Below are 11913 nucleotides of genomic sequence, written 5' to 3' on the forward strand. Positions count from 1 at the left end.
CGCCCGCGTTTCATTGCTCTGTGGTGAATGCGGTTCGGTATGACCCATCAACCCAAGGAACAACGTGAAAACTTCCTCGATCACCATACTCGCGACGCTTTTTCAATTGTGCTGTCTACCGATTGGACAGGCGCAGACGCCAACGGAATTTCCCGACAAGCCGGTTCACATCGTTGTCGGAACGGCGGCCGGCTCCACGGGCGATGGAATGATCCGCCTCCTGCAGAATCCGATAGGAGAATTCTTCGGTCAGCCTGTCGTCGTGGATAATCGTCTTGGCGCGGGTGGCATCGTCGGTACGGACTATGGCGCCCGCGTGCCCGCCGACGGCTATACGGTAACGCTCGGCAGCACCAGCACGATCATCACGTCGCCGGCGCTGAACTCGAGCGTGAAATATCGGGTGGAGAGTTTTGCGCCGATCGTAGGGCTGGCGGAGTCCGCCTACGTGATCGTGACCGGAGCCACGCCCGATTCTCCTCGAACGCTGGCGGACCTGCTCGACTATCTGAGAAAGGCCGATGGCACTTACGGATCGCTCGGCGTCGGCGCCTTCGGTCACCTGGGCGCGGAGCTGCTACTCACGCGCGCCGGCGTGCAAGCCCTCCACATACCCTACAAGTCGGGTCATTTGAACGATGTCGTCTCCGGCCGGCTCACGTTTGCCATCGTCACGGTTGCCGAGGCCGCGCCGCTCATCGCCGCAGATCGGTTGCGCGCGCTCGCTGTGACCTCCTCCAGCAGGGTGGCTGGGTTGCCGGATGTGCCCACCGTGGCGCAGAGTGATGCTGCCGAGCGCTACGGGCTCAGCGACTTCAGGCTGGTGGTCTGGTTCGGGCTATTCGCTCCAGCCGGTACGCCGGAAGCGGTCATTGCCCGCTGGCACGAGGCCGCCGCCCGGGCGCTGGGCCAGCCTGAGGTTCGCGAGCGGCTGACTTCCATGACGCTGGAGCCGACAGCGCTTTCTCCAGCCGAGTTTGGCAGTCTGATCGCCAAGGAACAGCCAATATGGAATGATTTCATCCAGCAGACCGGCCTCAAGGTGGAGTAAGCATGACCGATTCCGGAAAATCCCTCATCACCGCGACTGTCAATTTCGATAAAGGGGGCATCCAGACAGGCTTTTTGCGAATCCCGCATTCAGTGGACCGCTCTGCCTACGGCTACCTTCCCATCCCCGTCTTTGTCGCGGTCAACGGCGAGGGCCCTACGGTACTGATGCTGGGCGCGAATCATGGCGACGAGTACGAAGGGCCCATTGGCTTGATGCATCTGTTGCACGGCCTGGCGTTGGAGCGACTGCAGGGACGCTTGATCGTCCTGCCCACATTGAACCTGCCCGCCGTGCTCGCCGGGACACGAACCTCGCCCATCGACAAGGTGAACTTGAATCGCAGTTTCCCCGGCAAGCGGCACGGCACGCCCACTGAAATGCTCGCGCACTACATCGAGACGGAACTGATTTCGCAGGCAGACTTCGTCTTCGATTTTCATTCCGGCGGCAAGACGCTCAGCTATCTGCCCATCTTGTTCGTCCTGCGCCCCACCGATGCCGCCTCGCAGTCGCTTACCGACCGTATCGTCCGCGCGTTCGGCTGCGAGCGCGTACGGTACATCGATCAACTGGCCTTCAACGAAGACCGGACTTCCGGTGCGGCAGCCCGTCGCCGCGGCGCGGTGTTCTTGTCGGGCGAGTTCGGGGGCTGCGGCTCGGTGAGCAAGGAGGGGGTCACGCTCGTCGAGCAGGGAACGCTGCGCGTGCTGCACGAACTCGGCGTCCTTGGCGCCGATGATGAGATATCCCGGCCGGCCCTTGTCAACATCCAGTCTTTCAACTACTCGCGGGCCGAGCACTACGTGTACGCACCGCGCGGGGGCCTTTTCGAACCGTCGTTCAGCCTTGGCGACTCGATCGTTGCCGGCCAGCGGGCGGGCTTCATCCATGATCCGGCCGAGCCCTGGAATGCACCCCGTGAAGTGCTGTTTCAAGCGGACGGGTTGGCCATCTGCTATCGACCGCTCGCGCATGTCGAAGCCGGAGACTGCCTGGCGCATTTGGCGATTCCCGAAGCGTCCTGAAGAGGGCGTGAGAGCTTATCGGTGAGTGCCGGAGCAGGAGTCGGGCTGAGCGACAGGGCACCAGGCATAGCAGAGTCGATGGCGCTTCCATCTCTGGCAATATGATGGATTCACCTGGTTTCCTGGAGGCGCAAATGGTTGGAAATGGCTGGGATCGCGTGCCAATCGACTCGCAAAGCATCGATGCGCCGCTGTCACGCGCGGCGGTGTTTCTCACGTTGACGGTCGGCGAGGGCCGCGAGGCCCTGCAGGCCGTCGCCGGTGTCCTGGACGGGCTCGACGACCTGATCAAGACAGTCGGCTTTCGCGATCTCAACGGCCGGCTGTCGTGTATTACCGCCCTGGGATCGGGGCTGTGGGACCGCTTCCAGACCAGCAAGCGCCCGCAGGAACTGCGGCCCTTTGTGCCCATCGAGGGCGCCAAGCACACCGCGCCGGCCACGCCCGGCGACCTCTTCTTCCATATCCGCGCCGAACGCGAGGATCTCTGCTTTGAATTCGAGCGCCTGTTGCTGGACCAACTGGGCAGTAGTGTGGCGCTGGCCGACGAGGTTGCGGGCTTTCGCTACTTCGACTCTCGCGACCTGCTTGGCTTCGTCGATGGCACGGCCAACCCGACTGGCCACGACATCGGCGCGTCGACCCTGGTCGGCAGTGAGGATCCGGAGTTCGCCGGCGGCAGCTACGTGGTAGTGCAGAAGTATCTGCACCAGATGCAGCCCTGGGCCGGGCTTTCCAAGGGCGAGCAGGAGCAGATCATCGGCCGGGAGATCGTCAGCAACGTCGAATTGCCCGACGCGGCGAGCGGCCAGAAGTCGCACAAAACTCTCGCTACGATCGTGGACGATGACGGCACCGAGCACGACATCCTGCGCGACAACATGCCCTTCGGCCGTCCCGGCCACGGCGAGTATGGGACCTACTTCATCGGCTACTCAAGGCATCTGTGGGTGACGCAGAAGATGCTGGAGCGCATGTTCCTCGGTGATCCGCCGGGCATGCATGACCGCCTGCTCGATTTCTCGACCGCGCACACTGGCGCCGTGTTCTTCGCTCCCGCGCCCCGCACGCTGAGCGCACTGGTGCAGGCAGTGCAGACGTAGCGTGGGGGTATCAAGGTCCGACTGGGCTTTGGGACGACCATCAGGCCGTACTGGCCGTGCCGAGTCACATTGAATCAATCGCTGCCAGGTGAGATTGACTTTGATCGTTGCAGCACGGATCGCCGTATAGCGCGTTACACGGCCTGATCGATGGCCCGGAACTCCTCATCCGACAGCGTGATTCCGGCGGCGCCGACATTCTGTTCCAAATGCGCGACGCGGGCCGTTCCGGGGATCGGCAGCATCACAGGGCTGCGCCGCAGGAGCCATGCCAGCGCGGTCTGTCCCGAGGCTGCCTGACGACGCCGCGCGGCGGCTTGCAGCGGGGAGTCGGACTGCGCCAGCAGCCCTGCTGCCAGCGGATACCACGGGATGAATCCGATGCCATGGTGTTCGCAGTATTCGAGCACATCCTCGCTGCCGCGATCGGACAGGTTGTAGCGGTTCTGTACCGTGGCCACCGGGAACAAGCGCGCAGCGGCTTCGATGCCGGCAACGGATACCTCGCTCGATCCCGCATGGCGGATGCTTCCCTCGTCGATGATTCTCGCGAGCCACTACTTGTCTAGAGCAGCAGGTCGTCCATCCGCACTGGTGCGTCGCGCTCCGCGCGCAGGAAGTCGATCAATGCTCGCAGCTTGGCCGGCACGCGGCGTCGATCAGGGTAGTACAGATGCAGCGAGGGAATCTCCGGGCTCCATTCGCTCAGCAGTCGCACAAGACGTCCGCTTTCAAGGAAAGGCTCGATGTAGCCGTTGATCATGTTGGCAATGCCCAGACCATCAAGCGCGGAGCGCACGAGGATTTCCGAATCATTGACAGTCAGGCGGCCGCTCACCGCCAGGTCGAGCTTCTCGTCGCCACGAGCGAACTCCCAGCGTTCCATCAACCCGGTGGTAATGTGGCGATAGTTGATGCAGTCATGTTCGAGCAAATCGCGGGGATGTCGTGGCACTCCGCGACGTTCCAGATATTCCGGCGATGCAATGATATGCGTGCTCATCGGCGGGCCGACGCGCACTGCCACCATGTCCTTTTCGACCAGCTTACCGAAGCGGATACCGGCGTCGTATCCCTGCGAGACGATATCGACCAGCAGGTTCTCGACCCGTACCTCGACGTTGATGTCAGGGTACGCGTCCATGAAGCGGCGCAGTATGGGCTGCAGCACGATCAGGTGTCCGGCACGGGGCACATTGATGCGTAGTTGACCGGCCGGATGCCCGGCCTCACGGCCAAGCTCCTCGGAGGCGGCAGTCAACTGCTCCAGTGCCGGCAGGACCCGCTCCAGATAGCGCTCACCGATCTCGGTCAGGCTGACACTGCGCGTGGTGCGGTTAAAGAGCACCAGCCCGAGCCGCTCCTCCAGGTTGCGAACGGCCTGGCTGATCGCTGAGGTTGAAACACCCAGCTTCACGGCCGCGGCGGTGAAGCCGTTCACCTCGGCGACCGTGGTGAAGGCAATAAGTCCGTCCAGATGATCTTGGCGCATCTCTTCTCTCCGGGAAGGGAGGCTGCGCATGGATTGTTCAGCCTGGCTCAATAAGCTATCACGATGGAGCCATGCGAACCCAGTCCACCTCTGCCACCGGAGACCACGTTCCGATCCCGGACACGCCATCGCCTGCGCGTCGAAGCCCTGGGGCGCCGGCCACACCGTGTGCGCCTCGATGCGCGAGGTCGCCGGCCGCAACGCCAGGAGAGCCGACGAGCTGGCCGCGATCTCCGGGATCGCGCGTCGGTCGCACGACTGGACACCTGCGACGGGCGGCCAGCCGCCCCCCAGGGCATCGGCCCACTGTTAAGAAACGCTTGAAAGCCCATTGGCTCTTCGCCCCGTTATCACCTGAGAGGTCGCGCACTAAAGTAGCGCTCGTCCATTAGCCCATTGAAAGGAGAGCACCATGTCCGTCCTGAAAACGTGGTTCATTACCGGCGTCAGCAGCGGCTTCGGCCGCGAGCTGGCGCTCAAGGTGATCGACGCCGGCGATCGCGTCGTCGGCACCCTGCGCACCGAGGCGCAACGCGCTGCCTTCGAGGCGCTGCATCCGCAGCTCGCCCACGGCGTCCTGCTCGACGTGACCGACGAGCCGGCCATCCAGCGGGTGGTCGATGAGGTCGAGGCCACCCACGGCAGCATCGATGTCCTGGTCAACAACGCTGGTTATGGCCTGGAGGGCGCGATCGAAGAGCTGACCATGGCGCAGGCGCGCCGCCAGTTCGACGTGAATTTCTTCGGGGCGCTGGCGACGATCAAGGCCGTGCTGCCGGGTATGCGTCGGCGCCGTTCCGGTCACATCCTCAACCTGACCTCGACGGGCGGCCTGATCACATTCCCGGGCCTGGGCGTCTACAACGCCAGCAAGCATGCCCTGGAAGGATTGACCGATGCGCTCGCGCAGGAGGTCGCGCCCTTGGGCATCCGCGTCACCGCGATCGAGCCGGGGCCGTTCCGTACCGATTGGGCCGGCCGTTCGATGGAGCACGCCGAAACCCGCATCGACGACTACCAGGCTACCGCCGGCGCGATGACGAAAGCGCTGGAGCAGCGCAACGGACGGCAGCCGGGTGATCCGGCACGCGCCGCGCTCGCGATGATCCAGGTGGTCAATGCGGACAACCCGCCGCGCCGCCTGTTGCTGGGATCGATGGGCTTCAAGCAGGTCGGCGAGATCATGGCCGCGCGTCAGGCCGAGATGATCCGCTGGTCGGACCTCACCTTCAGCGCGGATTTCCCGCCGAGTGAGTGACAAGCGTCCGGGAACGTCAGTTGGCGCGCCCTATAGCTGTCTGAAAATGAACTTGTCCTGGCGAGGTGCACCGAAAACCGTGAGGCCGCGCCGCGGCCGGGGTCGAACTGATCGGGGTCGCCGGGCGCAGTCGGTGGATTTACGTGGCTTTCGCTGGAATGAAAAAAAGGAGCCGAAGCTCCTTTTTTCAGCGACTTACAGACGTAATGGAAGTCTGTAGATCATAAATTGGAGCGGGAAACGAGTCTCGACCTAGGATCTTAAGTCGTTGTTTTGCAAAAAACTTCCTTTGCCACAGTGAGCTGTGGGTGCCTCAACTGTAGCCTTATTTTTTACCCTCGACAACCAAGTTGTTCCATTGCCGTCCACAGGTAGCCATGAACTTCCACAGCACATAGACGTTGGTGCTGGCGATATAGATCAGCACACGTACGCAAGGCACGCCTATCCTTGTTAGGGGTAGGACCTGTCACAGGTCAATATCAGCTTCGAACGCTTCATCCAGATCAACACTGGGGAGAAGCGCGATTTGTGCCAGCATGAACTGAGCCAAATCCTCCGGAAGTGGCCGGACATTGGCGCCAGTGTCGATATCCCGATCTAGCAAAGTGAGGAATGCCTGGGGAAGCGTGTGCGAGTGCTCAATAGTTGTTCGATTGGCCATTTTCCAAGAAGCTTATTTTTGATGCCATTTCTCTAGAGCCTGCGCCGGCGACAGGATTTCGAATCCCCAGTCAGCCGGTGGAAGCTCCAGCAAATCCTTGTCGCCGCTGATCAGCCATTCCGCCTTGCATTGTAGGGCCGTATGGAGAAACACATCGTCACCAGGATCGCGGCTGTACGCTAGTCTGGGCGGCGCAGGCAAATCGATCCACTGAGCCGAGGCAGCGAAGTCATGCAACAGCAGGCGCCGACGCTCCATGTCCAGATAGCGGTCAAATTTTGGACGCCAGAGCCTGGTTTCAAGTTCCTCGAAGGTTTCTCGTGAAAACACCAACGTCGCGTGTTGCAGAAGACAATCCACGATCTGCGCCGGGGCAGATCGTGGCGATAGCGCTGCACTGATCAGAACGTTGGTATCGATGACAGCGCGCTCAATCCTCATCGGCCAGGAGCTGTTCCAGCTTCTCGTCCGTCAAGCCCTTGCTGGCGGCTTCTTCGGCACTTTGCTTCAAGTTGCGTCGCAGCCGATCTGCATAGAACTCACGCATTGCGTGGTAGTCCTCCGCAGATACCATAACGCCGACAACCCGGTTGCGCCGCGTGACCTGAATCGGCTCGCGTTGCACCCGGTCGATCAGTTCACCGAATCGAGTTTTTGCCTCATTGGCAGTAAAGGTTTGCATCTCGGACTCCTCGTGCAAGTCTACGAGCCATCTTACCTCAATCGTTCGATTCGTTCAATAGGTTCGAATGGCTTGATTCGTCCCCTGCCTTCGAGCGCGGGCGCGCATCGGTGTGTTCCGGAGCCAGTGCTTGAAGCTGTGAACCATCTAGTGTCGACTAGCGGCGGCGGCTGCAGACATACGGCCAGACGAAATCGACGCCCGAAAGCGGCCACTTAACTTTCGACGTAAGGGGCGACCTGCGGCTTGCCGCAAGACGTCCCCTTGACGGAGGGGTTAGGCGTACCCTCGACCAGCACGAGCATTTTCGCCCTTAGTAGCATCAGTGAGGTGAACACGATTCCCTCCGATTCTTCGAGACGGTCGCCTCTGAAGTACTGGGATATTTGCTCAAACATATGCAATTTGACCGGGACCGGATCTTCTGGAGGGACCACTTGCAGTGGATGCATGACAGACATCGCTTCAATGAAGCGAAAGATGCTGTCAGTTGTTGGCTTGTTGTCTAGACGGTGCGCGAGTTCGTTGCGGAGCCTGTTGACAGCTCCTAGAGTGGTGGCAAGCGGTGCATCAACGAATCCTGCTGCTTCGCACAAGGAGAGCTTCTTGGCGAAGCCTGCTCTGCCGAGGGACTTCGTCGGCTTGCCGGCATTTGCCACGAGCATGTATTCCAGCATCGCCTCTAGCTCGAGGTGGATGCTCAGGATGATCGTGCTTAGCCAACGCTCCTCTATGAGATTACGTCGGTACGCGTTTAGCCGTTCTGCGGCCGCTGCTGCTTCGGGAGAATTCAGGTCAACGGACACGGCAAAGTACGCTTAACGTTTGAGTTCACCAGCCTTGCGCGGCTTCATGCGCAAGGTCCGGTGGAATGATGGGTTGGGTCACTCCGCGAAGTAATTGGTCCTGTAGACCGTTTAGCCAAGGTCGGGAGATATCCCTGCGGAAAATTCGTTCGATCTGGCCGAGCGTGCTTTGGCGCCCAGGTTGCAAGGTGCGGCTGCGGTGTGCGAGCCATTGGTCGAAGATGCCTTGGAACCGCCGGTCTTCAGCCAGACGCTTCACCAACATTTCTTGCTTGCGGTGCTTCTGAGGGTGGATACCTCGTGCGACCTGAGCCCGAGCCGCTTCTCGCAGCTCGCGAGCCTCTTTCAGGTTGATCTCGGGGTAGGCCCCCAACGTCATGCGATGCTGCTTGCCTGACCAGGAGTAGCGGAAATGCCAGTGTTTGCCCCCGCTGGGCGTCACGCACAAACCCAGTCCGCGACCATCACTAAGGGTGTAGGCCTTGTCCGCGGGGCGGGCCTGCCGGACTGCGATGTCTGTGAGTGGCATGGCGTTCATGCTCCTCTTGCAGTGCAGGAACTTGAATCGTAGCCCTCTCAGCCAGCGTCGCCTATGTAAGTGCCTCGGCGCCGGATCAATTATGGCCTTAAATGGAGCCTAAAAAACGCTGGCTGTAGGTGGACGTCCTTGGGTGTTGATGGACGCTCCAGAAACGAAAAAAGGAGCCGAAGCTCCTTTTCTCTGTGTTCTATGGATTTCTATAGACGTCCATGGAACAAAATCCTTGGAGCGGGAAACGAGTCTCGAACTCGCGACCTCAACCTTGGCAAGGTTGCGCTCTACCAACTGAGCTATTCCCGCTTGGGTACTGCTTTTTCTGCTCATCGCGCCGAGAGCTGCTTTGTTTTGCGCTCGTCGTTGCGAGAAAAGGACTATAGCAAGTTTCAAAGCTGAGTGTCAAGCGAGGCACCGGGTTTTTATCTCGGTGCAATCTCCGCCGGCTTGCCGCTGGGATGTGGCGCACGCGCAGGGCGCCACATCCCAGCCGAGAGTGTCGAACGAATGTCGATCAGTCGATGCGCGCGCCCGATTCCTTGACGACGACCGACCACTTGGCCTGCTCGTCCTTGACGAACTGGGCGAACTGCTCGACCGACATGTCGGAGGTTTCGGCGCCTTGCTTGAGCAACTGGGCCTTCACGTCGGCGTTGCCTGCCATCTCGACGACGGTCTTGTTGATGTTCGCCACGACTTCATCCGGGGTGCCGGCGGGCGCGAAGATGGCGAACCAACTGACGGCGTCGAACCCGTCCACGCCGGATTCGGCGATGGTCGGGATGTCCGGCAGGGACGGGGACCGGGTGGCGCTGCTCACCGCGATGGGCTTGAGGCGGCCGCCCTGGATGCCGCCCATGGACGAAGGCAGGTTGTCGAACATGAAATCGACGTCGCCGGCCATCAGCGCGGTCACGGCGGGGCCGCTGCCGCGGAAAGGTACGTGGGCGAAATCGGTGCCCGTCATGCTCTTGAAGAGTTCGGCGGTGAGGTGGATCGACGTGCCGTTGCCGGCCGAGCCGACGTTGGCCTTGCCCGGATTGGCCTTCAGGTACTCGATGAGATCCTGCACGCTGTCGATCTGGTTCTGCTCGGCGAACGCGGGGTTGAGAACCAGGATGTTGGGGACGGTGGCGGCCAGCGCGACCGGCTCGAAGCTCTTGTCCGGGTCGTAGGGCAGGTTGGCGTACAGGTATTGGTTGATGGCGTGCGTGCCGACCGTGCCCATCAGCAGGTAATAGCCGTCGCCCTTGGCGCGCGACACATCGGCGGCGCCGATGTTGCCGCCGGCGCCGCCTTTGTTCTCGACGATGACGTTCTTGCCCCAGGCCTTGCTCAGTTGGTTGCCGACGATGCGGCCGATGATGTCGGTCGTGCCCCCGGGCGGGAAGGGGATCATCAGGGTGACGTCGCGTGCGGGGTAGTCGGCGGCGAGCGCCGGAGCGGCGGCAAAGGTGAAGGCGCAGGCCAGAGAGGCGCCAAAGCCCAGGAAGCGGGAGCGTTGCATGTTGCGTCTGTCTCTATCTATGAATGCATGGATGAGGATGGCTCGGAAAGCCAGGCCGCCGAGAGTATTGAAAGCTTTTCTGTTTCGTCAACGAAACGGCGCCATGCCGTTCGCATAGCGAAACGGCTTTCGTTGAATGCGAAACACAAGACGCAGATGATGAATGGTGTTTACGTACGTTGAACGCAGATGGCCGCACAGTGCGGCTGGATCGGCAGGTGGACATACGGTTTGAACGGGCGGTGCGCTGCCCGACAGGGCGCTGGCGGCCAGGGGACGGTGATGTAGAGCCGCTCACGGTGATCGCCGTTGTGCGCCTGCCTGGCTGCGGCGGATCGGTTACGCTATGAGGTCCTTTTTGACGGAGCAATCATGGCTCAAGCATCCGCCCGCCACATCCTCGTCTCCAGTGAGGCCAAGTGCAACGAACTGAAGACCGCCATTGAAAACGGCGCCGACTTCGCCCAGGTCGCCCGCGAGAACTCGAGCTGCCCTTCGCGTGCGCAAGGCGGCGAACTGGGCACCTTCAGCCCCGGCATGATGGTGCCGGAGTTCGACCAGGTGGTGTTCTCCGCGCCGGTCGGTGTGGTCCAAGGCCCGGTGAAGACGCAGTTCGGCTATCACCTCGTGGAAGTCACCAACCGCCAGGGCTGAGCGGTCGCGCGGCGGCGGCATCCGCCCGCCGGCGCGTGAACGTGAGCGATCCCCCTGTGCCGGTGCGGCGCAGGGGGATCGTCGTTTCTGCTCGTGCGGGAGCAGCCGGAACAGGCGAGGTCAGTCGACCTTGGCGCCGGATTCCTTGACCACCTTGGCCCACTTCTCCCGTTCGCGCGCGATGAATTCGCCGAAGGCCTGAGGGTCCATGTCCGATGCCACCGCCCCTTGCTTGAGGAACTGCTCCTGGGCCTCGGGACGCTGGGTGTTCTGAACGATGGTCTGGTTGAGCTTGGCCACCGCAGCCGGTGGCGTACCGGCCGGTGCGACTACGCCGAACCAACTGGTTGCGTCGAACCCCGGTACGCCGGACTCCGCGATGGTGGGCACGTCGGGCAGCGACTCGGAGCGCTCGGCGCTCGTCACCGCAATCGCCTTGAGGCGGCCGCCCTGGATCGCGCCCATGGACGAAGGCAGGTTGTCGAACATGAAGTCCACGTCGCCCGCCATGAGCGCCGTCACCGCGGGGCCGCTGCCGCGGAACGGAACATGGGCGAAGTCGGTGCCGGTCATGCTCTTGAATAGCTCGGCCGCCAGGTGGATCGACGTGCCGTTGCCGCTCGAGCCCACGTTGCCCTTGCCCGGGTTGGCCTGCAGGTACTTGATCAGGTCCTGGACGCTCGCGATCTGGTGCTTCTCGGCGAACCCGGGATTGAGGACCAGCACGTTGGGCACCGAGGCGGCGAGGGCCACCGGCACGAAATCCTTGTCGGGGTCGTAGGGCAGGTTGGCGTACAGATACTGGTTGATCGACTGGGTGCCGACCGTGCCCATCATGATGGTGTAGCCGTCGGGTTTGGCGCGCGCGACCTCGGCCGCGCCGATGTTGCCGCCCGCGCCGCCCTTGTTCTCGACGATGACGTTGCGGCCCAGGGCCTTGCCGAGGTCGTTGGCGACGATGCGCCCGATGATGTCGGTCGTGCCGCCAGGCGGGAACGGCACGACCATGGTGATGTCGCGCTCGGGATAGTCCGCCGCGAGGGCGGGTGCCGCCACGAAGGCCGTGCCGATCAGGCCCAGCCGCAGGCGCTTGCTCCAGGAACTGCGCATCGTCTCCCCCTTTGTGGTGTCGG

At 62.1% G+C, this 11913-nt stretch carries 14 protein-coding genes and 1 tRNA gene; 5 read left to right on the forward strand and 10 right to left on the reverse strand.

Annotation, left to right across the window (positions count from 1 at the left end; all coding sequences use genetic code 11):
* Positions 1–64: 64 nt before the first annotated feature.
* The 3 genes from FOZ76_RS08590 (at position 65) to FOZ76_RS08600 (ending at position 3182) form a co-directional block, all read left to right on the forward strand.
* Positions 65–1051: a Bug family tripartite tricarboxylate transporter substrate binding protein gene (locus FOZ76_RS08590; RefSeq protein WP_143947737.1), complete on the forward strand. Its 987-nt coding sequence runs from the start codon at positions 65–67 to the stop codon at positions 1049–1051.
* A gap of 2 nt (positions 1052–1053) precedes the next feature.
* Complete coding sequence (locus tag FOZ76_RS08595; protein WP_143947738.1) at positions 1054–2079, forward strand: succinylglutamate desuccinylase/aspartoacylase family protein; 1026 nt, start codon at positions 1054–1056, stop codon at positions 2077–2079.
* A 134-nt stretch (positions 2080–2213) separates the two neighbouring features.
* Entirely contained in the window at positions 2214–3182 is a 969-nt protein-coding gene (locus FOZ76_RS08600; RefSeq protein ID WP_143947739.1) for a Dyp-type peroxidase, read from the forward strand.
* Between the two features lie 134 nt (positions 3183–3316).
* On the opposite strand, the gene FOZ76_RS08605 is transcribed toward FOZ76_RS08600, so the two are convergent.
* Complete coding sequence (locus FOZ76_RS08605; protein WP_143947740.1) at positions 3317–3727, reverse strand: aldo/keto reductase; 411 nt, start codon at positions 3725–3727, stop codon at positions 3317–3319.
* A gap of 20 nt (positions 3728–3747) precedes the next feature.
* A complete protein-coding gene (locus FOZ76_RS08610) occupies positions 3748–4674 on the reverse strand; it encodes a LysR family transcriptional regulator (protein ID WP_143947741.1) in 927 nt (308 codons plus the stop codon).
* A 412-nt stretch (positions 4675–5086) separates the two neighbouring features.
* On the opposite strand from FOZ76_RS08610, the gene FOZ76_RS08620 reads away from it, so the two are divergent.
* Positions 5087–5932, forward strand: a complete 846-nt coding sequence (locus FOZ76_RS08620) for an oxidoreductase (RefSeq protein WP_143947743.1) — start codon at positions 5087–5089, stop codon at positions 5930–5932.
* A 469-nt stretch (positions 5933–6401) separates the two neighbouring features.
* Here FOZ76_RS08620 and FOZ76_RS27900 read toward each other — a convergent pair whose 3' ends face one another.
* From FOZ76_RS27900 to FOZ76_RS08655, 7 genes are all read right to left on the reverse strand, one after another.
* The gene (locus tag FOZ76_RS27900) at positions 6402–6596 is read right to left on the reverse strand and encodes a hypothetical protein (protein ID WP_246129367.1); all 195 of its coding nucleotides are present in this window, start codon (positions 6594–6596) and stop codon (positions 6402–6404) included.
* 12 nt (positions 6597–6608) lie between these two features.
* On the reverse strand, positions 6609–7037 hold the full coding sequence (locus FOZ76_RS08630; RefSeq protein WP_143947744.1) for a putative toxin-antitoxin system toxin component, PIN family: 429 nt from the start codon (positions 7035–7037) through the stop codon (positions 6609–6611).
* Positions 7027–7278: a type II toxin-antitoxin system Phd/YefM family antitoxin gene (locus tag FOZ76_RS08635; RefSeq protein WP_143947745.1), complete on the reverse strand. Its 252-nt coding sequence runs from the start codon at positions 7276–7278 to the stop codon at positions 7027–7029. The genes FOZ76_RS08630 and FOZ76_RS08635 overlap by 11 nt, the downstream gene beginning before the upstream one ends.
* A gap of 215 nt (positions 7279–7493) precedes the next feature.
* Positions 7494–8084, reverse strand: coding sequence for a hypothetical protein (locus FOZ76_RS08640; RefSeq protein WP_143947746.1), 591 nt, complete (start codon positions 8082–8084; stop codon positions 7494–7496).
* Between the two features lie 25 nt (positions 8085–8109).
* Complete coding sequence (locus FOZ76_RS08645; protein ID WP_170235356.1) at positions 8110–8613, reverse strand: Arm DNA-binding domain-containing protein; 504 nt, start codon at positions 8611–8613, stop codon at positions 8110–8112.
* 236 nt (positions 8614–8849) lie between these two features.
* A tRNA-Gly gene (locus FOZ76_RS08650) sits at positions 8850–8925 on the reverse strand.
* 208 nt (positions 8926–9133) lie between these two features.
* Positions 9134–10126: a Bug family tripartite tricarboxylate transporter substrate binding protein gene (locus FOZ76_RS08655; protein ID WP_143947748.1), complete on the reverse strand. Its 993-nt coding sequence runs from the start codon at positions 10124–10126 to the stop codon at positions 9134–9136.
* 372 nt (positions 10127–10498) lie between these two features.
* On the opposite strand from FOZ76_RS08655, the gene FOZ76_RS08660 reads away from it, so the two are divergent.
* Positions 10499–10780, forward strand: a complete 282-nt coding sequence (locus tag FOZ76_RS08660; protein ID WP_143947749.1) for a peptidylprolyl isomerase — start codon at positions 10499–10501, stop codon at positions 10778–10780.
* Positions 10781–10900: 120 nt separating this feature from the next.
* On the opposite strand, the gene FOZ76_RS08665 is transcribed toward FOZ76_RS08660, so the two are convergent.
* On the reverse strand, positions 10901–11890 hold the full coding sequence (locus FOZ76_RS08665; protein WP_143947750.1) for a Bug family tripartite tricarboxylate transporter substrate binding protein: 990 nt from the start codon (positions 11888–11890) through the stop codon (positions 10901–10903).
* Positions 11891–11913 lie beyond the last annotated feature (23 nt).

Source organism: Verticiella sediminum, assembly GCF_007558815.1.
GTDB classification, from domain to species: Bacteria; Pseudomonadota; Gammaproteobacteria; order Burkholderiales; family Burkholderiaceae_B; genus Verticiella; species Verticiella sediminum.

Bases quoted from the DNA above. Each gene is read 5' to 3' on its own strand.
- FOZ76_RS08595 (WP_143947738.1), top strand. From the start codon at position 1,054: ATGACCGATTCCGGAAAATCCCTCATCACCGCGACTGTCAATTTCGAT.
- FOZ76_RS08600 (WP_143947739.1), top strand. From the start codon at position 2,214: ATGGTTGGAAATGGCTGGGATCGCGTGCCAATCGACTCGCAAAGCATC.
- FOZ76_RS08610 (WP_143947741.1), bottom strand. From the start codon at position 4,674: ATGCGCCAAGATCATCTGGACGGACTTATTGCCTTCACCACGGTCGCC.
- FOZ76_RS08620 (WP_143947743.1), top strand. From the start codon at position 5,087: ATGTCCGTCCTGAAAACGTGGTTCATTACCGGCGTCAGCAGCGGCTTC.
- FOZ76_RS27900 (WP_246129367.1), bottom strand. From the start codon at position 6,596: ATGGCCAATCGAACAACTATTGAGCACTCGCACACGCTTCCCCAGGCA.
- FOZ76_RS08630 (WP_143947744.1), bottom strand. From the start codon at position 7,037: ATGAGGATTGAGCGCGCTGTCATCGATACCAACGTTCTGATCAGTGCA.
- FOZ76_RS08635 (WP_143947745.1), bottom strand. From the start codon at position 7,278: ATGCAAACCTTTACTGCCAATGAGGCAAAAACTCGATTCGGTGAACTG.
- FOZ76_RS08645 (WP_170235356.1), bottom strand. From the start codon at position 8,613: ATGCCACTCACAGACATCGCAGTCCGGCAGGCCCGCCCCGCGGACAAG.
- FOZ76_RS08655 (WP_143947748.1), bottom strand. From the start codon at position 10,126: ATGCAACGCTCCCGCTTCCTGGGCTTTGGCGCCTCTCTGGCCTGCGCC.
- FOZ76_RS08660 (WP_143947749.1), top strand. From the start codon at position 10,499: ATGGCTCAAGCATCCGCCCGCCACATCCTCGTCTCCAGTGAGGCCAAG.
- FOZ76_RS08665 (WP_143947750.1), bottom strand. From the start codon at position 11,890: ATGCGCAGTTCCTGGAGCAAGCGCCTGCGGCTGGGCCTGATCGGCACG.